General features: G+C 40.4%; 20 protein-coding genes and 1 tRNA gene. 6 read left to right on the top strand and 15 right to left on the bottom strand.

The features are described 5' to 3' along the window. Positions 1 to 473: 473 nt before the first annotated feature. Complete coding sequence (trpB, locus tag ABDZ97_RS01825) at positions 474 to 1,667, top strand: tryptophan synthase subunit beta (RefSeq protein ID WP_343784493.1); 1,194 nt, start codon at positions 474 to 476, stop codon at positions 1,665 to 1,667. A 52-nt stretch (positions 1,668 to 1,719) separates the two neighbouring features. On the opposite strand, the gene ABDZ97_RS01830 is transcribed toward trpB, so the two are convergent. The 12 genes from ABDZ97_RS01830 to pheS form a co-directional block, all read right to left on the bottom strand. Beyond that, positions 1,720 to 5,541 (bottom strand): FG-GAP-like repeat-containing protein, encoded by a 3,822-nt coding sequence (locus ABDZ97_RS01830; protein WP_343784495.1) that lies wholly within the window; start codon positions 5,539 to 5,541, stop codon positions 1,720 to 1,722. 246 nt (positions 5,542 to 5,787) lie between these two features. Beyond that, on the bottom strand, positions 5,788 to 6,258 hold the full coding sequence (locus tag ABDZ97_RS01835) for an ExbD/TolR family protein (protein ID WP_343784497.1): 471 nt from the start codon (positions 6,256 to 6,258) through the stop codon (positions 5,788 to 5,790). A gap of 11 nt (positions 6,259 to 6,269) precedes the next feature. Continuing rightward, positions 6,270 to 7,013, bottom strand: a complete 744-nt coding sequence (locus ABDZ97_RS01840; RefSeq protein WP_343784499.1) for an ExbD/TolR family protein — start codon at positions 7,011 to 7,013, stop codon at positions 6,270 to 6,272. 4 nt (positions 7,014 to 7,017) lie between these two features. After that, positions 7,018 to 7,491 carry a hypothetical protein gene (locus tag ABDZ97_RS01845; RefSeq protein ID WP_343784501.1) on the bottom strand — a complete coding sequence of 158 codons (474 nt, stop codon included), beginning with the start codon at positions 7,489 to 7,491 and terminating at the stop codon, positions 7,018 to 7,020. A gap of 40 nt (positions 7,492 to 7,531) precedes the next feature. Beyond that, positions 7,532 to 8,362, bottom strand: a complete 831-nt coding sequence (locus ABDZ97_RS01850; RefSeq protein WP_343784503.1) for a MotA/TolQ/ExbB proton channel family protein — start codon at positions 8,360 to 8,362, stop codon at positions 7,532 to 7,534. A gap of 86 nt (positions 8,363 to 8,448) precedes the next feature. After that, positions 8,449 to 8,537: transfer RNA gene (locus ABDZ97_RS01855), tRNA-Ser, on the bottom strand. A gap of 97 nt (positions 8,538 to 8,634) precedes the next feature. Continuing rightward, positions 8,635 to 9,657, bottom strand: coding sequence for an asparaginase (locus ABDZ97_RS01860; RefSeq protein WP_343784505.1), 1,023 nt, complete (start codon positions 9,655 to 9,657; stop codon positions 8,635 to 8,637). Between the two features lie 55 nt (positions 9,658 to 9,712). Then, on the bottom strand, positions 9,713 to 10,510 hold the full coding sequence (locus ABDZ97_RS01865; protein ID WP_343784507.1) for a TatD family hydrolase: 798 nt from the start codon (positions 10,508 to 10,510) through the stop codon (positions 9,713 to 9,715). A gap of 63 nt (positions 10,511 to 10,573) precedes the next feature. Next, positions 10,574 to 11,641, bottom strand: a complete 1,068-nt coding sequence (locus ABDZ97_RS01870; protein ID WP_343784509.1) for a glutaminyl-peptide cyclotransferase — start codon at positions 11,639 to 11,641, stop codon at positions 10,574 to 10,576. Continuing rightward, positions 11,638 to 12,066 carry a bacillithiol system redox-active protein YtxJ gene (gene ytxJ, locus ABDZ97_RS01875; protein ID WP_343784511.1) on the bottom strand — a complete coding sequence of 143 codons (429 nt, stop codon included), beginning with the start codon at positions 12,064 to 12,066 and terminating at the stop codon, positions 11,638 to 11,640. Before ytxJ (ABDZ97_RS01875) ends, ABDZ97_RS01870 begins: the two co-directional genes overlap by 4 nt. Beyond that, positions 12,063 to 12,449, bottom strand: coding sequence for a bacillithiol system redox-active protein YtxJ (gene ytxJ, locus ABDZ97_RS01880; RefSeq protein ID WP_343784513.1), 387 nt, complete (start codon positions 12,447 to 12,449; stop codon positions 12,063 to 12,065). The genes ytxJ (ABDZ97_RS01875) and ytxJ (ABDZ97_RS01880) overlap by 4 nt, the downstream gene beginning before the upstream one ends. A 2-nt stretch (positions 12,450 to 12,451) precedes the next feature. Further along, a complete protein-coding gene (gene pheS, locus ABDZ97_RS01885; RefSeq protein WP_343784516.1) occupies positions 12,452 to 13,477 on the bottom strand; it encodes a phenylalanine--tRNA ligase subunit alpha in 1,026 nt (341 codons plus the stop codon). Positions 13,478 to 13,687: 210 nt separating this feature from the next. Here pheS and ABDZ97_RS01890 point away from each other — a divergent pair, with 210 nt between their 5' ends. Continuing rightward, on the top strand, positions 13,688 to 14,074 hold the full coding sequence (locus tag ABDZ97_RS01890) for a hypothetical protein (RefSeq protein WP_343784518.1): 387 nt from the start codon (positions 13,688 to 13,690) through the stop codon (positions 14,072 to 14,074). A 163-nt stretch (positions 14,075 to 14,237) separates the two neighbouring features. Here the strand turns inward: ABDZ97_RS01890 and ABDZ97_RS01895 are convergent, their stop codons facing one another. Both ABDZ97_RS01895 and ABDZ97_RS01900 read right to left on the bottom strand, forming a co-directional pair. Then, positions 14,238 to 16,598: a ribonucleoside-diphosphate reductase subunit alpha gene (locus ABDZ97_RS01895; RefSeq protein ID WP_343784520.1), complete on the bottom strand. Its 2,361-nt coding sequence runs from the start codon at positions 16,596 to 16,598 to the stop codon at positions 14,238 to 14,240. Positions 16,599 to 16,633: 35 nt separating this feature from the next. Then, positions 16,634 to 17,611, bottom strand: coding sequence for a ribonucleotide-diphosphate reductase subunit beta (locus ABDZ97_RS01900; RefSeq protein WP_343784522.1), 978 nt, complete (start codon positions 17,609 to 17,611; stop codon positions 16,634 to 16,636). A gap of 437 nt (positions 17,612 to 18,048) precedes the next feature. Between ABDZ97_RS01900 and ABDZ97_RS01905 the strand changes: the two genes are divergently transcribed. The 4 genes from ABDZ97_RS01905 to ABDZ97_RS01920 all read left to right on the top strand — a co-directional run bounded on the left by ABDZ97_RS01905 (position 18,049) and on the right by ABDZ97_RS01920 (position 21,563). After that, positions 18,049 to 18,771 (top strand): ComF family protein, encoded by a 723-nt coding sequence (locus ABDZ97_RS01905; RefSeq protein WP_343784524.1) that lies wholly within the window; start codon positions 18,049 to 18,051, stop codon positions 18,769 to 18,771. Positions 18,772 to 18,774: 3 nt separating this feature from the next. Next, entirely contained in the window at positions 18,775 to 19,833 is a 1,059-nt protein-coding gene (locus tag ABDZ97_RS01910; protein ID WP_343784526.1) for an NAD(P)/FAD-dependent oxidoreductase, read from the top strand. Positions 19,834 to 19,907: 74 nt separating this feature from the next. Continuing rightward, positions 19,908 to 21,113 carry a sensor histidine kinase gene (locus ABDZ97_RS01915; protein ID WP_343784528.1) on the top strand — a complete coding sequence of 402 codons (1,206 nt, stop codon included), beginning with the start codon at positions 19,908 to 19,910 and terminating at the stop codon, positions 21,111 to 21,113. Positions 21,114 to 21,149: 36 nt separating this feature from the next. After that, on the top strand, positions 21,150 to 21,563 hold the full coding sequence (locus ABDZ97_RS01920) for a BrxA/BrxB family bacilliredoxin (RefSeq protein ID WP_343784530.1): 414 nt from the start codon (positions 21,150 to 21,152) through the stop codon (positions 21,561 to 21,563). A gap of 75 nt (positions 21,564 to 21,638) precedes the next feature. On the opposite strand, the gene ABDZ97_RS01925 is transcribed toward ABDZ97_RS01920, so the two are convergent. Further along, complete coding sequence (locus ABDZ97_RS01925; RefSeq protein ID WP_343784532.1) at positions 21,639 to 22,316, bottom strand: DUF4412 domain-containing protein; 678 nt, start codon at positions 22,314 to 22,316, stop codon at positions 21,639 to 21,641. Positions 22,317 to 22,381: the final 65 nt, after the last annotated feature.

The raw sequence follows: 22,381 nt of genomic DNA on the forward strand, positions 1-22,381 counted from the left end.
TTGATTCTAACTCACTATACATTTTGCATAGTCGTGCAAAGATAAATAATTGTAGGGAAACTTGTTCGTGCCGAATTGAGCCGAAAAGAATGTGGATAAGCGGTGCGTTTTCGATAGCCTGTTTTTTTTAAGAGTAGATTAACAATCGATTTGTTTTTTGTTATACATCAAAATAAAGTCTACATTTGTCTTTCGTTAGACAAGAATGAATACACAGATGAAACAATATTGGTGGTGGCAATTTCGCTTTCTAAAAAGGGGAGAGTTGGGTTGTTCTATCGTATAGTTTCTAGTAAATAAATCGTGAAAAGAAAAAAACCGTCGGTCTTCCCGGCGGTTTTTTTATGCAAAATTTTTTGAAAATGATATACCGGAGAACCTGGCGGGAGCCCCGCCTGAAGTAAGAAGAAAGTAAGTGGGTTGCAACATGTGACTGTAAGAAGAGTATTTGTAGAATTTTAGAAAAAAGAAAGATGGAAATTTTAAATAAAGTGATAGAAGTAGAACCGGTAAAGGAAATGTTGGATTACCAGGGGAAATACGGTGAATATGGTGGAGCGTTTGTACCACCGGTTTTGGAAGAACAATTGGAAAAATTGAGTGTGTGTTTTGATGAGATTGTAACGACGGAAGAGTTCGGAAAGGAATATATAGCCATTCTGAAAGACTACGTCGGAAGACCCTCTCCGCTTTATTATGCGGCAAATCTAAGTAAGTACGTTGGTTCACGCATTTATCTGAAGCGGGAGGATTTGAATCATACAGGTTCTCACAAAATTAATAATACGATAGGTCAGATTCTGTTAGCAAAGAAGATGGGAGCGACTGAAATTATTGCTGAAACGGGTGCGGGACAGCATGGTGTAGCAACAGCAACAGCATGTGCTTTGTTGGGAGTGCCCTGCAAGATTTTCATGGGGGCTGTAGATATTCAGAGACAGGCATTAAATGTAAAACGAATGGAGATGCTGGGGGCAGAAGTCATTGCCTGTGACAATGGCACACAAACACTAAAAGACGCAGTTGATGCAGCACTAGGTTATTACATTGAACATCCTGATTCTTATTACTTGTTGGGTTCTCATGTCGGACCACATCCATATCCTAAAATCGTAGGTTATTTTCAAAGTGTTATTGGTAGTGAAGCGAAACAACAGATTTTGGAAAAAGAAGGGCGACTTCCGGACGGTATTTTTGCCTGTTTAGGCGGAGGCTCCAATGCAATAGGTTCGTTTTCTGCTTTTCTTGCGGATGATGAGGTTGCAATATACGGAGCAGAAGGTGGTGGCGAAGACAGGAATGGTAATACTGCCGCTACATTAACCTACGGGGAACCGATTGTCTTTCAGGGAACGTATTCCTATTGTCTGACTGATGAAAAAGGCGACCCAACATTTTCAAAGTCTGTTGCGGCCGGGTTGGATTATCCGGGAATCAGTCCTCAACATGCGTATCTGAAAGACACGAAGCGATGTGATTATCATTCGGTTACTGATCAGGAGGCATTGGATGCTTTTCGATTACTTTCCCGCCTGGAAGGTATTATTCCTGCGATTGAATCTTCACACGCCGTTGCATTGGCAGTAAAAATGCTGAAAAATAAAGGTCAATTAGCTATCGTTACTATTTCCGGTAGAGGAGATAAGGACGTTGAACGCGATTTTTAGAAGTATAAAAAGAACAGCCCGGTTTTCAGGGCTGTTCTTTTCTTCTATTTTTTTAGTTTTTCACTACTTTTCGTGTAACAATTTGTCCGTCTTCCAATACAACCCGAAGCCAGTATGCCCCGTGTTCAAGATCACTACAATTTACCTGATTAGTGTTTCCAGATAATTGAAGTTGTCCCAGTGCATTAAACAACTCGTAGTACTCAATTGGTGAAGTTGATTGAATGTGTAAGGTGTTTTGTACGGGATTGGGGTAGACAGAAAAGGTCTGTTCTTCATACTCATTTGCAGAAAGAGATGAGGTTGTATTCCATGTCACGTTGTCAATAGTTAGTGACTTGTGATCACCATTAGGAATGATGCGCAGGGCAACGTATTTATGGTCAGTAACGACAGGAATAGCAACTGAGGTATAGGTATTTCCTGCTTCCGGTGTGATAAGACTTCCTGCTGAAATAAATCCGTTATAGTTTGTTTGGTTATCCAACGTTCCGACCTGAATCAACATATTTTCACTTGAAGTGATAATATCAAATTGAAGTGCATGTTCTCCATCAATTGTTGATACGGGAGGAGATACCATGTAAAAATCATCTGTACCATTCATGAAACTATAGAACTGGACAGTCTTATCCTGATTTTCGGTAAGGTTAAACATTGGAGATGAGTGGCTGGCATCCCAGCATTGCTCAGGGAAAGTAGTAAAGTCATTGAATGTATACAGGAAGGTTTCAACGGGATTGCAAACATCCTCAAAGATTACCTCAAGTTCTATTTCGTCAAATTTCGTATTGTCTTCCAGGGAGGTTGCCCGTATAGTAGCGGTTCCTTCTGCTATTCCGGTTGCTATTCCGGTTACATCAACATTGATGTATGCAGCACCGGATTCAACACTCCAGGTTACAGATTGGTTTGCCTCAACCGGTGTAATAGTGGCTATCAGTTGGAGTGTTCCGTTTTCTTCTGTGATGATTGCGGGAACATTTCCTTCGGTAGTTATTTCAACTGCTGAAACTTCAACCGGGAGAGGAGCCTGTTTAATACATCTGATTGCGGAACCCTGACCTCTGTATGCTCCTGCGGAAGGGTTTGCGATTGTGGACCCGACATAGAAATATTTTCCACCCAGGCTGGATGTTGTTGAGCTCCAGTAATACCCCCTTTCTCCTACAAATGTAAACTCTCCGGAGGTTGAGCTTCTGTGACCTGTTGCAGGAAGCTTAAGACTACTTGCAAAAGCACTCGCCGGGTTGGTTATGTTCTCTTCCGTTTTGATAGTCTGCCAGTCTTGCTGAATTGGGAGTTGCCAGTCAGAACCAAGTAACTGTTTACAGGGATCGCAACCGTTAGTTTCATCTGTGTTTTCCGGATTTTCAGCCGACCATGTATCCGTTTCCAGGTTGCCGGACCACCAGGATTCTGAGGAGGCAAAAAATACTTCCTGACCATTCAACCCGGCGGGATTGTTTGGAGAAGGTAGTGTATTGCTGACTGTTGAGTTTCTAAGCTGGTGTCCATCATTCCATCTTCCCCATTGGAAAAGGTCTCCATATCCGTCCTGATCATCAAATGTTAATGCTACCTGTTCACTTCCCAGGTTTTGTTGTAGCCAGATGTTTCCGTCCGCAGCGCGAACAGTTGTATAGCTTACGGTTTGTCCGTTATAGACAAGTGTAATGCAGCCGGTGTCACCTGTATTTTCTCCCGGGTCAACGTTGTCACATGCCGTGTTTCCGTCAGTTTCCTGTATGTCAAGCGTATATTCTTCGACCTGTCCCGCCCTTAGATTGGAAGCACACGGACCTTCTATCGAGTTTTCAGCGTCATCATCCGAGTATGCTGCCACATTTGTGTTTTTGATAATACGTAAAGTAGCTTGTCCTGCTACTGCATCTGAAGGGATTGTTATGTTCGCAGTAATCGTATGGGCATTTGCCGGATTAGCTGCTTCCAGTCGACCAATATAGAAACTTTCTCCCTCGTCTTCAAAGCTGTTGTTTTGATTAAAATCAATGTAAGCCATTACGTCACTTGGAAAAGTGCTGGAGGGTCCTTTTACTGAGATCGTATATGTTTCTCCTTGATTGACAGGTGTTATAATTGCACGGAAATCTTCGTAATCGGGAGTCGTTCCCGATGTAAAGGGAGAAATATTGTCAATGGTATTAAACAAGACGTGTGTGATCATATTACCGTCTGAGTTATATTCGAATTGCGGAAAGCAATCGGGAACTGTATTCAAATAGAGTTTTGAGTAAGCAATGTTATCCGATAGTCCTGCGGCAAAAAGATCCATATATCCATCAGTATTAGCATCTATCCAGAGATGTCTCGAGGTACTGACGGGTAAAACATCAGGTAAATAGGTCGTATTTGTACTAAATGAACCGGTACCGTCATTGATGTAAAAATTTTTGCTGGCAATGTTGTTGTTCAGCCCCATTTCAAAAATATCCATGAAGCCGTCATTGTTGACATCAACAAAAGTGGCATCACCGAAGTAGACACCCGCAAAGCCTGCGTTGGCATCACTGAATGTATTGTCTCCGTTATTCAGGTATAGTTTTCCACTTGCTGTATCTGTTGTGAAGCCATTGATTAATATGTCCACAAATCCATCATTGTTGATATCACATGTGTCTACACTTGAGAATCGCACTCCTTCAAGTCCTGTGGTAGTTAACTCTGTGAATGTTCCATCTGTATTATTCAGATATAAGTGTGTTCCTGATACATAAGAGTTGTTGAAGCCTGTGATCAGAATATCAAGATAGGAGTCGTTGTTGATATCGAGCATTTTAACATCGCTGAAGTAAGTTCCCATGAAATAGGATGATGAAGCGTGGAAGTTGCCGGTGTTGTCTTGCAGATAGAGTTTACTTATATAACCTGATTCGGCTGTACCGTTAACAAGAATGTCTTTATGTCCATCATTATTAACGTCACCAATAGCGATGCTTCCGAAACTTGTACCAGCTATGTTTTGTGTATTATCTTGCGTAAATCCTCCCTGACCATTGTTATAGTATATATAGGTTACGGGAGTACTGATGTCGGTGTTTGTTCCACTTATGACAAAATCTTCTAAACCGTCATTGTTGAGGTCTGCCACAGCAATAGCTGAATTGGAAACGGGTAGGAATGCCTGAGCGTCTGAGAAAGTACCATTTTGTTCCAGTTTATATAGTCCGAGAAATCCTCCGTTATTGTTGTTTTGTATTCCGGAGACAAGTATTGCCTTTTCACCGGAAGAGTTTAGTGTAATAGCTGCGCAATCCCCATAGTATACTCCTACAGGATCATTTGAAACAAGAGGGGGAAGTACATTGAGTGAGTAATCTTCTATCTGACCTGCGGAGATTACATCATTGCAGGGATCAGTTGCGTAAGAATCGACGTTTTTAATGATGCGCATTCTTGTTATACCGATTGTGGCTTCCTGTGGAATTATGATAGGGAATGAAATCAGTTGTGCATCGTCACCGGTACTATTTGTGATGTTAGTGGGGAGTTCATATTTTTCATTTTGCGATGCTGAATTATCAAATATGCCATCCTGATCCCAGTCAATATAGACCGTGAGATAATTTGTATTGTTCCCATTGGTATTACCTGCAATGTTGAGGATGTATTCCTGACCTTTTAGTACGGTAGTTTGAACAGAACTAAAATCCTCATAATGTGGAACAGTAGTAGAAATTTCCGGAGTGGTTTCGTTATTGATCGATCCAAAAAGAACCAGCGATATGGGTTCTGTTGCTCCATCGGGTTGGAGTGTGGGTTGGCAATAGCTTTGTGCGTTCATGTAGTGAACAGGTAGGGTTAGTGCGAGTAGGGAAAGTGATTTTCTGAGTTTGCAACGTAACGTGTTCATGTTATTTATTTAAAATTCGAAGCAAAACTAGATAGTTTATTTAGTCTTATTCTAAATAGTGGAGAGTAAATTTACTACCAAGAATAAGGGTTTGTAGGGTAATTTCACTACCATATCCTTTGGATAAGACCGGAGATTGCACTGGTAGAGAGGTCAAAAATAAAATCAGGTGAACCACGATGAGGGTAAAATAAAAAACTCCGAAGAAATTTCTCCGGAGTTTTTGTATGTAATCTTGAGTTGAGACTAGTATTTGGGTTTCCCCTGTTCGGCTCCGTATGCAACTTGCAGAGCTTTTACATCACGAAGCGCTTCTTTTACTTTGTAAATATAACCGTAACCAACTTCTTTGTCTGTCTTCAGACAAGTAATTACGTTTTCAATTTGCGCTCCTTTATCATCGACTTTTACACGCTTCCATTTACCAATGTTCTCCGGGTCACCAAATTGTCCGTCCAATTGCAGACGAACCTGATCTCCGAAATTAGCCTTCAAAGGTTTACCTATGAAAACGAAGTCAATTTCATTCCGTTGTTTGAATGGAGTAAGATCCACTGTTTCTGTCGACTTAGGTCGCTCTACTTTTACCATAGGGTCAATATCCTTGGAAGTGGTAGCAACCATGAAGAAGAACAGAAGCATGAAGATAATATCAGGCAATGCAGATGTGTTAATTGCCGGTGATGCTTTTCCTCCTCCTTTTTTAAACTTTGCCATAGTTTCCTGTTTTATTGCAAATCTGCAGGTTTTAATTCTACGATACGCTCAGGAACAAGAACTTCAATCAAAGCGATCTCATCCTTGTACAGGGTTCCTTTACCGTCAAGGTCACGTTTTTGAACCATGGTACGATAAGGAATTCCGTAAATCTCCTTTGCTTTCTCATCGCGAATATCATTGATCGCAGATTTGATTTCATTCATAATTGCTATCAGGATATCGTAGTGCGTTTTCGTTTGCAATTCGATCTGAATAGCTGCTGAACGGTGCATTTCGCGGTAAGGTCCTTTCAAGGTGTTGATCACCATAAGGCGCTTTTCCCACTCGCTGCGCTCTGCCATTTTGAATTCGATTACTGCCGGATCTTCGGTTGCTTCCAAGTATTTATCAATTGCTGCGATACTGGTATCACAGGTGTATTTGTTCACAGGAAGATATTCCGGAAACTCTCCATCAGTTTCACTGACCATATTAGCGCGATAGAACATATCTATCTTTTCTTTGATATCCGGAATTTCCGTCAAATCTGTTCTCACCATGATTTGGTTCTGTGCATTAGCACGAATCTTCATCAGGTTACGTTTACGAACGTCAATTTCTATATTATCCGGAACATCAATCTTAACAGACATCTGGCGCAACATTCCCGTATCTTTATCCATGGTTGTAGTAACCAGGAAGAAGATCAACAGAAGGAATGCGATATCCGCCATCGAACCTGCGTTGATTTCCGGTATTGCTCTTTTTGCCATAATCTTAGTTCTTTAGATATCTGAAAAGCGGACTGATTAGCATAGCAAGGAATCCCAATGCGATGGAAAAAATTGCTAAATATAATCCGGCTTCAGAAGCTTTAATTGTTCCTTCATCGATTCCGTCTTTCATTGCAACTGGTGTCATTTCACCACCTGCAAACATGTAAAATACAAGGAAAGCGACTCCGGCGAAAGCATATCCTAAAACAGATTTCAATGCTTTCTTTGTATCAAGAATAAGATTGTAAATGAAGAAACCTACAATCAGGATTACTCCAACAATAATTATTCCTAAAGCGTAGTTCATTGATCCGGACATCGGTCCTCCTGCAATAAACTCCTCTTTTTCTTCAACGGTAAGTTCACTTACCGGACCCGGATCACTGCCTATTACCCATGCAACAAGGACTATTCCAAGTATTGCAAGGACAAACTTGACAATGTTCAGGATCGTACCTACTTTATTATTTCCCATAATTGAAAATCTTTTTAGGGTTCGTTCGGATCACTCCGGATTACTTAGAAGTAACTTTGTACTTCAACATCATATCAACTAAAGAGATAGAAGCATCTTCCATTTCGTTAACAAGGCTATCCATCTTAGCAATGATATAATTGTAGAAAATCTGAAGAACGATCGCAGCGATCAAACCGAATACAGTTGTCAAAAGTGCTACCTGGATACCACCCGCAACTGTTGTTGGAGCAACGGTACCTTCACGTACGATGTCAGCAAATGCCTGAATCATCCCGATTACCGTTCCCATAAATCCAAGCATCGGTGCCAATGCGATGAACAATGAAATCCAAGAAATACCTTTTTCCATCAATCCCATTTGTACACCTCCGTAAGAAACAACTGATTTTTCAACCATTTCGATTCCTTCGTCAGCGCGATCCAATCCCTGGTAATATATTGATGCAATTGGTCCACGTGTATTACGGCAAAGTTCTTTTGCTGCTTCAACACCACCGCTTTGCAATGCATTTTCAACATCATTCATAAATTTACGTGTATTGATCGTAGAAATGTTAAGGTAAATAATACGCTCAATTGCAAGAGCTACACCTAAAACAAGACAGATTAATACGATCCCCATCCATAGAGGACCACCAGTAAGGAATTGCTCCTTTAAAACATAAACCAATCCTTCTCCTTCTTCAGCGGTTGCTGTTGCCGGGTCAGCATCTGCTGCTGGTTCATTTTGTGCCAATACTACAGGCATGTTGTCTACTTGGTCAGCTGAAATTATTTCAACTTTCGCTTCTTCATTAGCTGTTGCAACTGTTGCAGTTCCCAACATCATCGTGGCAGCCAGGGCCATTACACTAAACACTTTTCTCATGGTCTCAAAGATTAATAAATAATCGTTTTTCTAAATTAAAAAAATTAACTGTTTATTTTATGTTAAGCATTAATTTACAACTCTAGCGGAGAGAGAGGGATTCGAACCCTCGGTACCGGTTTCCCGGTACACACACTTTCCAGGCGTGCTCTTTCAACCACTCAGACACCTCTCCGTCTGTAATTTTTACCTACTAGGGCACTAAAGTACAAAAATATTTTTTCCAACAAATGCCAAATGCGATGAAGTTAATTTTCTCTTAACACAAAAAATTACATTTCACCACAACATTCTGTTGTTAACAGTTCTATCTTTTCTTCTCTTGTTAAATGGGTAGCACAAACGTGCATCATTTTAGCAATAGCAGCTTCTGTCGTCAGTTCACCTCCGCTAACAACACCCAGCTGAACAAATTGGCGGCTTGTTTCATATTTTCCCTGTTCAACTGCTCCACTGGAACATTGCGTAATGTTGAGAACAATACCACCACTTTGGATATAGTTGTCAAGGAGTTCAATGAATCTGCGGTCTGCCGGTCCGTTCCCTGCTCCATAAGTTGACAGGATAATACCTTTTACTTTTTTGATGTCAAACAAAGGGGCATAGGCAGAAAAAGGAAGTCCCGGAAATAATTTTAACAGCGCAATTTCTTCCCGAAAATCAGGATGGAATTGTACTTCGCTAAGGCGGGTTCTGAATAGTGCCTGCTCATTAAAGCGAATGTGCACACCGGCAACCGCTAACTCCGGGTAATTTCCACTTTTGAAGGCTTCAAACTCACTTGCTGAAACTTTTGTTGTTCGGTTTCCTCTGTAAAGCGAGTACTCAAAATACACAGCAACCTCCTGAACCACCGGATCTCCATTTTGATCTTGAGTTCCTGCAATTTCAATCGCAGTAATGAGATTCTCTTTACCGTCAGTTCGAATGGTACCAATGGGGAGTTGAGAACCCGTAAGAATAACCGGTTTTTTTAAACCCTGAAGCATGAAACTAAGAGCAGAAGCTGTATATGACATGGTGTCCGAACCGTGAAGAACGACAAAACCATCAAAGTCAGTATAATTATCGTAAATGATCTGCGCAAGTTTTCGCCACATGGCAGGTGTCATCTCAGATGAATCAACCGGTTTTTCGAATGAAACAGCTTGAATGTCTATTTCCAACCTGTTCAGTTCGGGTACCTGGTCATATAGATGGTCAAAATCAAAAGCAACAAGAGAACCGGTCGTATGGTCTGTAACCATACCAATAGTCCCTCCTGTATAAACAATTAATACTTTTGACTTTTCCATTCTCAATGTTACTAAATTAATTTGTAAACGGTTTGTATATCCCTGCGTGAACTATTCACAGTGTCTCTTTATTGAGTAAACGGTTCAGTTTCGGGAATAAGCGGTAGGCATTAGCACTGGTTATTTTCCCTATTTCTTCTTCGGAGATTCCGTATATTTCACTCAGGTTACTGGCTATCAGTGGTATGTAGGCACTTTCATTCCTTTTTCCTCTGTACGGTACAGGGGCAAGGTAAGGAGCGTCAGTTTCAAGAATTAGATGCGAAGGATCTATTTCGGAAAGAACTTTATCCAATCCTGAATTTTTAAATGTGCTGACACCTCCTATTCCCATCATGAAACCACCGTAGTCAAGAATTTTTTTTGCCTCCTGTAGCCCTCCGGTAAAGCAATGGAATACTCCGGTAAGCTCAGCGCAATTCAGATCATCCAGCTGTTCAAACAATTCTCCGAATGAATCGCGGGCATGAATTACAATGGGGAGTTGTAGTTGTAGTGCCTGCTGTACTTGTCTTCTGAAAGCCTCAATTTGAAGCGGTAAGGTACTTTTGTCCCAATAGAGATCAATACCTATTTCACCGATAGCAATGATCTGGCTTTTGTCAAAAGCAGCTTCTATACGGAGCAACTGTTCTTCATAGTTTTCATCTACGGAACAGGGATGTAAACCCATCATGGGATAACAAACTCCGGGAAAGTCACTTACCATTTTTAGTAATGGAGTACAGCTATCAGCATCTATATTAGGAAGGAGCAATTGTTTCACTCCGGCATCTAGAGCGCGTTGAACGATTTCTTTCCGGTCATCATCAAATTGCTCAACATAAAGGTGTGTATGTGTATCAATAAACATACGGACAAAGATAAAGAATTGACTACTGTTTTGCAGTTTGTCAGAATGAATTTGAAATGTTTATCATGGATTTACAAACTGTACTTCGAAAAGCTTCGACCAGTTTTTTCCTGTAAGGATAAAATTACCAGTTTTAGTATTGTAAGCGATTCCGTTCAGAACATCTCCGGAACCCTTGCCTTCACGGACCACATCTCCACAGTCAATTTTTTCCAGAACCTTTCCGTTAGCAGGATCTATCTTCAGTACATAGTCTTCCTGATAAACGTTTGCGTAAATAAAACCGTTGAGGTATTCCAGCTCATTAATTGCCCGGTATTCCTGATTGGATCCAAAGATTTGTATGGAACGCACTATGTCAAATGTTTTTGGATCTCTGAAAACTACTTCTGAAGAACCGTTAGACATAATAAGATGTTTTCCGTCGTTTGCAATTCCCCAGCCCTCGCCAAAGTACTGAAATTCTCTTTTCAATTCAAATGAATTCACATCATAGACAAAACATTTGCGGGCTTCCCAGGTAATCTGGAAAATTTCGTCGTTAAGTATGGTGATCCCCTCTCCAAAAATATAATCAGGTACATCTACAGAGCGAATAGTTTCACCGGTTTCCAGACGAATTTCCATTAATTTACTTTTCCCGGTTTGTCCGGTTCCTTCGTAAAGTTTTCCGTTGTACATTTCCAATCCTTGTGTATAACTGGTCGTCTGGTGAGGATAGGTACGCATAATTTTAGCAACTTTCAATTCAGGATAAATATCTGAGAAAAGTGCGATGGTACGATTAACAATAAACTCTTCTCCTTCGGCATCAGTTCCCACAATACGGATCGTGTGAAATCCGACATTCAGATCTTTTGTTGCAAGAGAATATTTCGCCTGAATACCCACATTTTTCTGTTCATTCAGTAGGGAATCTCCCAGAAAAAGCTGAAGTTGCTTCAGTTCCTGACCATCTACAACGTTGGTTCTGATTTCGAGCTGATCGCCGACAACAAGTTGAGCATTGTCGGAAGGATTACTTACTGTAAAGGGAGCCTTTTTTCGTTGTTGCTTAGGAGTGACAGGCGATTCTTCGCAACTTGTAAAAAGTACTGCGGTAAGGGCAAAAAGGGCAAAAAATAATCTCATTGTATTCGAATATGCTTTTTAATGTCTTTCCATTTTATAGCGGTATGAGAAGCGCTATAAAGAACCTTTCCCTGGTGTAAAACGATGACCTGAGGAGATTCGTGTTTCACTCCAGTTTTTTCTTCCACGTAATTAGAAACAGAACGGTAGGCTAACAAATCCAGGTAGTATGCGTCTACTGCTTCCCGTTCAATTTTTCGTTTCTCAAGATGCCTTTTGGCGCCTTTTGAGATGTTACAGGCCGTACTGTGTTTGAAGATCAGAACAGGCTTTTCCGCACTTTTTTTATAGAGCTGGTCAACCTGATCCGTTGATGTTAACGCTGTCCACCCTGAAGAAGGGGTTTCCAATCCTGATCTGAATGACTGAAAGGAAAGGAAAATGAATGAAAAAACGGATAATAGGATAAGAACAACTGATTTCATGCCTGTACAGCTTTTTTGATCTGGGAAGCTTTAATACCATTGTGAGATGCCTGATGTATCACTTCTCCGTTTTTAATAACAATAACCTGAGGGGATTGGTGCAAAACACCGGTCAACTCTTCTATTTTATTGGAAACATCCCGAAAACGGATCAGATCTATAAAATAAGGAGTAACTTCTCCTTCCTCAAGATCCCAACTCTTTTCCAGTCCATGGAGTGCCATTGCAGAAATGGAACACCTTGTACTGTGTTTAAAGAACAGAATCGGTTGTTGTGAAGAATTTCGAATGATTTCCTGTAATTGTTCAGGATCTTCTATTTGAATCCATGTGATGGATTTTTTGGATTGATCTTGTTTTTTACCGAAAGAAAAGAGTCCCATAACTATGCCGAAATAAATTGTTCAAGGAAGCGTAAATCGTTCTCACTATATAGTCGTAAGTCATTGACGCGGTATTTCAATTGGGTGATACGTTCTATACCCATTCCAAAGGCAAATCCGGAGTAGACTTTTGAGTCAATCCCGCAGGCATCCAAAACATTTGGGTCCACCATACCACATCCCAGAATTTCAAGCCATCCGGTATATTTACAAACATTACATCCTTTACTATTACAGATAGTACAGGAAATATCCATTTCTGCACTGGGTTCTGTGAAAGGAAAATAAGAGGGACGTAGTCGGATTTCTGTCTTTTCACCAAACATTTCTTTAGCAAAGTACAGAAGTGTTTGTTTCAAATCGGCAAACGAAACTTTCTTATCGATATAAAGTCCTTCTACCTGGTGGAAGAAGCAGTGTGCCCGGGCAGATATGGCCTCATTTCTGTAGACCCGTCCGGGTGAGATTGTACGGATCGGAGGTTTTTGATTTTCCATTACGCGTACCTGTACAGAGGATGTATGCGTACGCAGTGCCCACTCCTGATCTCCCTCTTTTTCAACAAAGAAGGTATCCTGCATATCTCTAGCCGGGTGTTCAGGCGGGAAGTTGAGTGCCGAGAAATTATGCCAGTCATCTTCTACTTCCGGTCCTTCGGAAATAGTGTACCCGATTCGTTCAAAAATGCTGATGATTTCCTTTCGAACGACCGAAAGCGGATGTCGTGCTCCGATTTCAAAAGCAGATCCGGGACGGGAAAGGTCTATCTTTTCGGTGTTTCCGGAAGCGTTGTTTTCGAGGTTCTCTTTTGCTTCGTTGAATCTTTGTTCAGCGATTTCCCGTAATCCGTTAATGAGTTGTCCGAATTCTTTTTTCTGTTCGTTGGGAACGGTTTTCAGAAATCCATATAACCCTTTAATGGCCCCTTTCGCTCCGATATATTGAATACGGTAGGCTTCCAGTTTAGCAGCATCTGTTAATTCTGCTGCTTCAATTTCTTTCTTTAACTCCTGAATTTTATCTGTCATCTTCGAAAATCTTAACCTCGGTACAAATTACGAAATTACGAAATTGTAAGTGATTTTAGGCCGTGGGGGCATAATTATTGATTTGCCTGTATGTTGACTTTTAAGAAAAATAACCAACGGGTGTAACTTTTTTCCGTCTAAATGGTTAAAGGATTGTAGAAAGATAAACTATTTTGTAACTTCGCTACCTGCGATTTAGAATATATACTTATGAAAAAGAGAGCAATGCGGTCGGTATTTTTCCTTGGATTGGCAGCTATGTTAGCTGTTCCGGCAATAGGATGTCGTAAAAAAGGTGATACAATTGTACGGATCATGGTGAAGGACGTTTCAAATGCTCCTGTTGCAAATGCAATGGTTCGTTTGTACGGACAATCTACAATGGATCAGGCTCCGGGAGCAATAACGGCAAACGATACTGCTTATACCAATTCATCAGGGATTGCTGTTTTTGATTTCAACGATGAATATCAATTGGGACAGGCCGGTGTTGCGGTATTGAACATTCTTGCAAAGAAAGATGGAATGACCGGAACCGGAATCATAAAAATTGAAGAAGAAACTACTTCTGAAGAGACTGTATTTCTTCAGCCGTAATAGAATTAACAGTATTTGAACGTTAAGCCACATCAGAATTCTGACGTGGCTTTTTTTATATCAAAAGATTATTTATTAGATGAATATATTCGAAATAAAAAAGCCATCCCTAAGGATGGCTTCAAAATGTATAAGTGGATTTTAATTTAAAACGGCACAATTATCAACCACTACACATTTCACAATTATCCGGATCATCAAGAGAACATGCTATTTCGGCTTGTTTATCCTCGATCGTTTTTGCTGTGATTTTTTGCGATGTTACAGCCTTATCAACCGTAAACTTAATAGCGTCTGTAGCAGCTTTTGTTCTCAGGTAATACATTCCTGTCTTAAGTCCTTTCTTCCACCCGTAGAAGTGCATAGATGTTAGTTTACCGAAGTTTGCATTTTCCATGAAAATGTTCAACGATTGAGACTGACAAATGTATGCTCCACGGTCAGCAGCTTGTTCGATAATCACTTTTTGTGAAACTTCCCAGGCTGTTTTGTAAAGATCTTTGATCTCTTGTGGAATTTCGGAGATATTTTGAACAGAACCATTCGTTGCCATCAATCTCTGACGCATTTCAGGGTTCCATAATCCTTCTTTAACCAGGTCTCTTAACAAGTGCTTGTTTACGATGATAAATTCACCGGAAAGTACACGTCTTGTGTAAATGTTGGATGTATAGGGTTCGAAACATTCGTTGTTACCCAGAATTTGTGCTGTAGAAGCTGTTGGCATTGGCGCCATAAGAAGTGAGTTGCGAACTCCATGTTGCTTAACTTCTTCTTTTAACACATCCCATTCCCATCTCGAGGTAGGTGTTACACCCCACATATCGAATTGGAAAATTCCTTTTGAAACAGGAGATCCTTCAAATGTTTGGTAAGACCCTTCAACTTTCGCAAGATCTTTGGATGCTGTCATTGCAGCGTAATAAATTGTTTCAAACACTTCTTTGTTCAGCTGAGCTGCTTCCGGAGAGTCGAACGGGTAACGCATCATAATATAGGCATCTGCAAGCCCCTGAACTCCCAATCCGATTGGACGATGACGCATATTAGAGTTACGAGCCTCTTCTACCGGGTAGTAGTTGTTGTCGATAATTCGATTCAGGTTAACTGTTGCCTGATAGGTTACTTCAAATAATTTATTGTGATCAAAAACTCCGTCTTCAACAAACTTTGGAAGAGCAATGGATGCGAGGTTACATACAGCAACTTCATCAGGAGCGGTGTACTCGATGATTTCCGTACAAAGGTTCGAAGACTTGATTACTCCAAGATTTTGCTGGTTCGACTTGCTGTTTGCAGCATCTTTGTACAGCATGTAAGGAGTTCCTGTTTCAATTTGTGATTCAAGTACTTTGAACCAAAGGTCCTGAGCTTTAATCGTTTTTCTCCCTTTTCCTTCACGCTCGTATTTTTCATAAAGCGCTTCAAACTCTTCTCCGAAAGTATCGGAAAGTCCAGGGCACTCGTGTGGACACATCAACGTCCAATTACCATTGCTTTCAACGCGTTTCATGAATAAATCCGGAATCCAGAGTGAGTAGAACAGGTCGCGTGCACGTTGTTCTTCTTTACCATGATTCTTTTTCAGGTCAAGGAAATCAAATATGTCTGCGTGCCATGGTTCAAGATAGATAGCAAAAGATCCTTTTCTTTTTCCTCCTCCCTGATCCACGTAACGGGCAGTGTCATTATAAACGCGAAGCATAGGAACGATACCGTTAGATGTTCCGTTTGTTCCTTTGATATAGGATCCTTTCGCACGGATGTCGTGAATTGAGATTCCGATACCTCCTGCTGATTGAGATATTTTCGCGCAGGACTTTAATGTTTCGTAGATTCCGTCGATGCTGTCTTCTTTCATTGTCAGAAGGAAGCAAGAGGACATCTGTGGTTTCGGAGTTCCGGCATTAAATAATGTCGGAGTTGCATGTGTAAACCAACCTTCGGACATAAGGTTGTAAGTCTTGATAGCTGATTCAATATCCGCTTTGTGAATACCAACGGCAACACGCATTAACATATGCTGTGGACGCTCTGCGATTTGTCCGTTTAGTCGTAGCAAATAAGATCTTTCCAGCGTTTTGAACCCAAAATAATCATAGCGGAAATCACGGTCGTAAATGATACTAGAGTCCAGTACATCACTATTTTTATTGATGATTTCGTATACATCATCAGCGATAAGTGAAGCACGCAACCCTGTTTTCGGGTCGATATAATTATACAGGTCTTCTACAACTTCTGAGAAAGTTTTCTTAGTATTTTTATGCATATTGGACACGGCAATACGCGATGCCAGCAATGCATAATCAGGGTGATCAATAGTTTTAGAAGCAGCAACCTCAGCAGCCAGATTATCAAGGTCTGTGGTTAAAACTCCGTCGTACAGACCTTCAATGACTTTCATGGCAACCATTTCAGGAGAAACCAATGGGTCAAGTCCGTAACACATTTTTACGATACGAGCTGTGATTTTGTCAAACTTCACAGCCTCTTTGCGTCCATCTCTTTTTACTACATACATAAGCGTCCGATATATGGGTTATAATTGATTTATAATTAAAAATCTTCGTCAAGTTTGAAGGTCTGATTTTCCTTCCCGGCCATAACTCCGGCTTTTTGGTATTCAGCAACACGTTTCTCAAAGAAGTTGGTTTTCCCCTGAATTGAGATCATGTCCATGAAGTCAAACGGATTGGTTGATCCGAAATGTTTTTCACATCCAAGTTCTGCTAATAAACGGTCTGCAACAAACTCAATGTATTGAGACATCAGGTCACTGTTCATTCCGATAAGTTTTACGGGTAAAGCGTCCAGAATGAATTCTTTTTCGATTTCTACCGCATCCAGAATAATCTCCTTAACTTTCTCTTTAGGAAGTTTGTTCACAACGTGGTTATTGTACAACAGGCATGCAAAATCACAGTGCAGTCCTTCGTCTCGGGAAATCAGTTCGTTAGAGAAAGAAAGTCCGGGCATTAATCCTCGTTTTTTCAACCAGAAAATTGAGCAGAATGAACCGGAGAAGAAAATTCCTTCTACTGCTGCAAATGCAACAAGACGTTCAGCAAATGATCCTTCCTCTATCCAACGAAGTGCCCAGTTCGCCTTTTTGCGAACACAATCAAGTGTGTCTATTGCATTAAACAGGTAGTTCTTTTCTTTAGAGTCTTTAATATACGTATCAATAAGCAGCGAATACGTTTCAGAATGGATATTTTCAATAGCCACCTGGAATCCGTAGAAGAATTTCGCCTCTGTATACTGTACTTCAGAAAGGAAATTCTCTGCAAGATTTTCATTTACAATACCATCTGATGCTGCAAAGAATGCCAGTACGTGTTTTACGAAATGTCGCTCGTCGTCATTAAGTTTATTTTCCCAGTCAATAAGATCCGGAGAAAGGTCAATTTCCTCTGCTGTCCAGAAACTGGCTTCTGCTTTTTTGTAAAACGCCCAAATGTCGTCGTGTTGGATGGGAAACAAGACAAATCTGCCTGTGTTTTCCTCCAAAATTGGTTCTTTTTCCTGTGCCATTTTTTAAAATATTATCGTAAAAATTACTAGCGAAGCCGGTTCCCAGACTTCGAAATAATTGATTATTAATTACTGTTTCGTTTTCCTCTTTACTTTTGGCGACCCTGATGCAAAGTATATCAGTAACCGTTCTGATGAGGCAGTACAAAAATTGTCAAAAAAACGCCTTTAACCAACTAAAGAAATTCACAATTCACCACACTTATCAACAACCCTCTTCTCAATCCCTTAGTGCACAAAGCCTTCATGTTTTATTAACATCAATTTAAAGATATTCACAGTGTAAAGCAAAACTTTTATCGAAGAAATGAACGTTTTAATCTCAAAATACTAGTATTCCGCTTCTTCCCTGTTTTTTCTATAAATTTACGCTAAAAGGGTTGCGTTTTTCAAAGAAAATACTTTATCTTTTACACATCCTGATGTGAATTACTTCTATGCTGACCAGTCTACAATATTCGGTACAAAAATATCTTCGCGGGCTACTCCATTTTGTATATCCGGAATACTGCGTTGTGTGTGCTGAACTTCTTCCCGAAGGAATGCAGGATATTTGTATTTTTTGTGAAGATAGTTTGATGTACACCTATTATGAAAAGTTCAAAGAAGATTCGCCTCTTGATGAACTTTTTTATGGTAGGGCACAACTGGAAAGTACGTTTAGTTTACTTAATTTTTCCAGAGGAACTTCGACACGAAAAATTGTACACCAGATTAAGTACAAAAACAATAAACCGTTGGCGCATTTCATGGGAAGAAAAATGGGGAGGGCATTACACGAAAAATGGAAAGAAGGGTTTCCCGATGTTTTGATTCCGGTTCCCCTGCATCCGAAAAAATTCTATCTGAGAGGATATAATCAAAGTGAATTACTGGCAAAAGGAGTTGCTCACGAAACAGGGATAAAGGTGCTTGTGTCACTATTGAAACGAAGGGTGCATACGCAAACGCAGACGAAGAAGGGGAAATATGCGCGGTGGGATAATGTGGAGGATATTTTTACTGTAAATCATCCGTTACGATGGAAAAATAAGCACATTTGTATCATAGACGATGTAATTACCACCGGATCAACTCTGGAATCCTGTATCAGAAAACTGAAAGAGGAAATACCGGGGGTGAAAATCAGTGTGATAAGTCTTGCAATGGCAAAAAAATAAAGTATGCAGTATCTTATTGTGGGTCAGGGGTTGGCCGGAACAATGTTGGCTCACCAGTTTTTAAAGACAGGAAAAACATTTAAAATTATCGATCCGGGAGTGAATGAGAGCTCAAGGGTGGCGGCCGGAATTATGAATCCGATTGTGTTCCGTAGAGTGACAAAGAGCTGGATGGTGGATCAATGTTTGTCTGAAGCTGTTCGCCAATACCGGGAGTTGGAAGAGTTACTGGGCGTTCGGTTTTTATTCGAAAGAGAAATCCGAAGAGCTTTCTCAAGTGAACAGGAAAAGGAATGGTGGGAACAAAAATCTGCTTTAGAAGAGTTTAACGGATATATCGACTCTCCAGGTTCCGCGACACCACCACCAACCTACCTGAAAGCTCCTTTTGGAAATGAAATGGTGCATCGGGTTCATTATGTGGAAACCAAAATGTTTATTGATACAAACCGTTCGTTTTTTAAAGAGAAAGGCGTTTTACTAGAGGATACTTTCGATTACGACTGCATTACAGATGAAGGATGTCTGCTAGATGGCATCCGGTTTGATAAGATTATTTTTTGTGAGGGATACCAGTCCCGTAAAAATCCGTTTTTCAGCTATTTGCCTGTAAACGCAACAAAAGGACAGATCCTTGATTTGGAGATACCACTGGTGACGAATCGGTCGGAAGTATTGAATAGAAAATGTTTTGTTCTCCCTCTCGAAAACGGCGCGTTTAAAGCAGGGGCAACCTATGAATGGGATTCACCGGATACATTGATTACAGAGGTTGCTCGAAAAGAACTGGAGGAAAAAATAGAAGGACTCCTTGACGTACCTTTTTCTGTTACCGGGCAGGAAGCAGGAGTGCGGCCAACAACGGATGATAGAAGACCATTGTTGGGATGTCACCCTGAAAGAGATGATCTCTACTTCTTCAATGGACTGGGAACGAAAGGGTATCTTCTGGCACCCTATTTTGCCGGAGAGATTTTTTTAAGAGTTACGGAAAACAAACCTGTTCTGAAAGATGCGGATTTGGTTCGGTTTGCAAAACGGCGGAATCTGAAAAACTCCTGATATGCTAAGAATGTCCCAACTTAGATTTTTTGCTTACATTTAACCGACTACAACCAGGATAAACGTACTGCAAAATGTCTGAAAATAAGGTGGAAAGACTTGAAGAAGTCCGGAGATTAAAAACAATAAACCTGTACACATTATTTGCCGGTATTACTATTCTTTTTTCCGGTATCTACGGGTTGTTTCTTGATGATGGAATTTATGGTCTGGTCGTTCTTTTTACATTACCCTTTCTGGCAATGGTTCCATTGTTAAACAGAGCAGGACATAGTCTTGTTGCCGTCGCTGTCCTGGTTCATATATGTAATTTTTCAATCGTTGTTTTTAATTTGGGGTATGGGCATTCTACAGGTTCTCAGGCATTTATTTTTCCGATCATTGCCGGGATTTCCTTTCTCAATCCTCTACCCAGACATAAGATAGAGTTTTGGGTGCACATGATTTTGAGTGTGTTTATTCATGCTTTCATCTTTGCAACAGATCGTTTTTTTGGTAGTTCGGCAGTTCCTTCCAATAAATATGTAACCTTGGAAACCATCAACTATGCGTTGAGTTTGCTGGTAACAGTATATATATTGTATCAGCATAATTCCAAGACTGCTGTTGGGAAGGAGCAATTAGCGAGTCAGCTCAGAACAAATGAAGACACCCTTAGTCAATTGGGAAGTGTATTGAAGGATAAAGAAGTTCTGCTTGCCGAAGTGCATCACAGGGTAAAGAATAACCTTGCTATAATTTCAGGAATGTTGAATCTGAGTAGAAATCTGGGGAAAGAAACAAATGTAGATGCGGTTTTACAAGAGTGTTCCAACCGGGTTATTTCAATGGCAATGGTGCATGAAAAATTGTATAAATCAGGTGATCTCAGCCGGATTTCATTTCATGAATATGTAGATGATCTCGTAAAGGATATTCACCGAACTCTGGTGGTCAACAAAAATATACAGTTGAGAACCCGGCTCGATGAAATCTTTTTGGATATAGACAGGGCAATTCCGGTAGGGCTTATCGTTAACGAAGTTATTACCAACAGTATCAAGCATGCTTTTACAGATGGTAAAGAGGGGATAATAGAGGTGGATGTGAGAAGAAGTAATAATTCTGTTTATCTTATGGTGCGAGACAATGGGAAGGGAATGCCGACAGAGCAAAACCAGGAGGACAATGAAAGTCTTGGTATGATGTTGATAGAATCTCTTACACAACAGATAGACGGAACGTATGAATTTGCAAACAATGATGGAGTGAGTTTTGTTCTTAGGTTTCCGATAGAATAATTTCTAATTTTGTGTAGAATTTAAAAATAGAAAGATATGTATCCTCCAGAATTAGTTGCCCCAATGAAAAGGGATCTTGTAGATAATGGTTTCACAGAGTTATTGACGTCTGAGGAGGTTGATAAAGCATTGACCGATAAAGAGGGATTAGCCATGGTAGTGGTAAATTCTGTTTGTGGTTGTGCAGCCGGAAGTATGCGTCCGGGAGTTAAGCTTTCATTGAATAATGCCAAGAAACCGGCAAAACTATACACCGTGTTTGCAGGTGTGGATCGTGAAGCAGTTGAACAGGCGAGAAAATATTTTCTTCCTTATCCTCCCTCTTCTCCATCTATAGCATTGTTTAAAGACGGAAAGTTAGTTCATTTCATTGAGCGTCATCATATAGAAGGACGTACAGCAGAAATGATCGGTGAACACCTTGCTGCAGCATACGACCAGTTTGCATAAAGACAATACCGAAAAAGAGTAATAACAAAAGGAGCGTAGTACTACGCTCCTTTTGTTATTGTTTAGAACCCGGGTTTATCGTCCCTGTCCCATTTGCTTCAATTCTTCTGCTGACTTTTCAACGTAACCTTCCGGAATAGTCATATCGAACAAATCTTTCCCTTTGATTTTTTTGTTGTATTCTGTCAAAGAGAAAGCCATAATCATAGGTCCTTGTTGCATACTGAATTCAACCGGGAAACCAGGGACACCTTTCTGGTTTGCCATGTTCAAACCTCTTTTGTCGCTGATTTGGATATCTTCTGTATACCACATTTCTAATTCCTGACCTTCTTCTGTAGTAAGGATAGCTTTCTTACAGTTCAACCCTGCAATTTCTTTGCTCTCATCAATCAATTCGATGTCCAGATCAACTTCCTCTTCTGCTTCTTCCTCTCCTTCTTCTGCACTAAGCTCGTCAAGTGTTGAACGCGTAGCTATTTTTCCCATCATACCTGACATAAGGGTCAGAGTTTCCTCCTTCTTAAGGTCTGTGATCATAGTAGTATTCATCATACTACCCATTTTCGTGTCTACTCTCGAAAAATCTTCCGAATAGAAAATTTCCATTGTTGCATCAGTAAAGAAGCTCTTCATCATTTCTACCTGGGGATCATCACCTTGAATATCGATTGTATATTTCAGGTGCCCCTCCTGTGCATTTGCTGTGAAAACAAATAGGGCCGCAAATGCCAAACCAATTAATCTTTTCATAGTTATTTTAATTTAGACCACTAAAATACAAGAATCCGGCCAAACTTTATACAAAAGAAAGGGGG

This window comes from Wandonia haliotis (assembly GCF_039523435.1).
Classification (GTDB): domain Bacteria; phylum Bacteroidota; class Bacteroidia; order Flavobacteriales_D; family Crocinitomicaceae; genus Wandonia; species Wandonia haliotis.

What these genes read in the sequence shown, in the direction of transcription:
- ytxJ (WP_343784513.1), bottom strand. Translation starts at nt 12,449, where the DNA reads ATGGGACTCTTTTCTTTCGGTAAAAAACAAGATCAATCCAAAAAATCC.
- ABDZ97_RS01895 (WP_343784520.1), bottom strand. Translation starts at nt 16,598, where the DNA reads ATGTATGTAGTAAAAAGAGATGGACGCAAAGAGGCTGTGAAGTTTGAC.
- ABDZ97_RS01890 (WP_343784518.1), top strand. Translation starts at nt 13,688, where the DNA reads ATGAAAAAGAGAGCAATGCGGTCGGTATTTTTCCTTGGATTGGCAGCT.
- ABDZ97_RS01865 (WP_343784507.1), bottom strand. Translation starts at nt 10,510, where the DNA reads ATGTTTATTGATACACATACACACCTTTATGTTGAGCAATTTGATGAT.
- ABDZ97_RS01910 (WP_343784526.1), top strand. Translation starts at nt 18,775, where the DNA reads ATGCAGTATCTTATTGTGGGTCAGGGGTTGGCCGGAACAATGTTGGCT.
- ABDZ97_RS01850 (WP_343784503.1), bottom strand. Translation starts at nt 8,362, where the DNA reads ATGAGAAAAGTGTTTAGTGTAATGGCCCTGGCTGCCACGATGATGTTG.
- pheS (WP_343784516.1), bottom strand. Translation starts at nt 13,477, where the DNA reads ATGACAGATAAAATTCAGGAGTTAAAGAAAGAAATTGAAGCAGCAGAA.
- ABDZ97_RS01915 (WP_343784528.1), top strand. Translation starts at nt 19,908, where the DNA reads ATGTCTGAAAATAAGGTGGAAAGACTTGAAGAAGTCCGGAGATTAAAA.
- ABDZ97_RS01870 (WP_343784509.1), bottom strand. Translation starts at nt 11,641, where the DNA reads ATGAGATTATTTTTTGCCCTTTTTGCCCTTACCGCAGTACTTTTTACA.
- ABDZ97_RS01830 (WP_343784495.1), bottom strand. Translation starts at nt 5,541, where the DNA reads ATGAACACGTTACGTTGCAAACTCAGAAAATCACTTTCCCTACTCGCA.
- ABDZ97_RS01920 (WP_343784530.1), top strand. Translation starts at nt 21,150, where the DNA reads ATGTATCCTCCAGAATTAGTTGCCCCAATGAAAAGGGATCTTGTAGAT.
- trpB (WP_343784493.1), top strand. Translation starts at nt 474, where the DNA reads ATGGAAATTTTAAATAAAGTGATAGAAGTAGAACCGGTAAAGGAAATG.
- ABDZ97_RS01925 (WP_343784532.1), bottom strand. Translation starts at nt 22,316, where the DNA reads ATGAAAAGATTAATTGGTTTGGCATTTGCGGCCCTATTTGTTTTCACA.
- ABDZ97_RS01860 (WP_343784505.1), bottom strand. Translation starts at nt 9,657, where the DNA reads ATGGAAAAGTCAAAAGTATTAATTGTTTATACAGGAGGGACTATTGGT.
- ytxJ (WP_343784511.1), bottom strand. Translation starts at nt 12,066, where the DNA reads ATGAAATCAGTTGTTCTTATCCTATTATCCGTTTTTTCATTCATTTTC.
- ABDZ97_RS01845 (WP_343784501.1), bottom strand. Translation starts at nt 7,491, where the DNA reads ATGGGAAATAATAAAGTAGGTACGATCCTGAACATTGTCAAGTTTGTC.
- ABDZ97_RS01900 (WP_343784522.1), bottom strand. Translation starts at nt 17,611, where the DNA reads ATGGCACAGGAAAAAGAACCAATTTTGGAGGAAAACACAGGCAGATTT.
- ABDZ97_RS01905 (WP_343784524.1), top strand. Translation starts at nt 18,049, where the DNA reads ATGCTGACCAGTCTACAATATTCGGTACAAAAATATCTTCGCGGGCTA.
- ABDZ97_RS01835 (WP_343784497.1), bottom strand. Translation starts at nt 6,258, where the DNA reads ATGGCAAAGTTTAAAAAAGGAGGAGGAAAAGCATCACCGGCAATTAAC.
- ABDZ97_RS01840 (WP_343784499.1), bottom strand. Translation starts at nt 7,013, where the DNA reads ATGGCAAAAAGAGCAATACCGGAAATCAACGCAGGTTCGATGGCGGAT.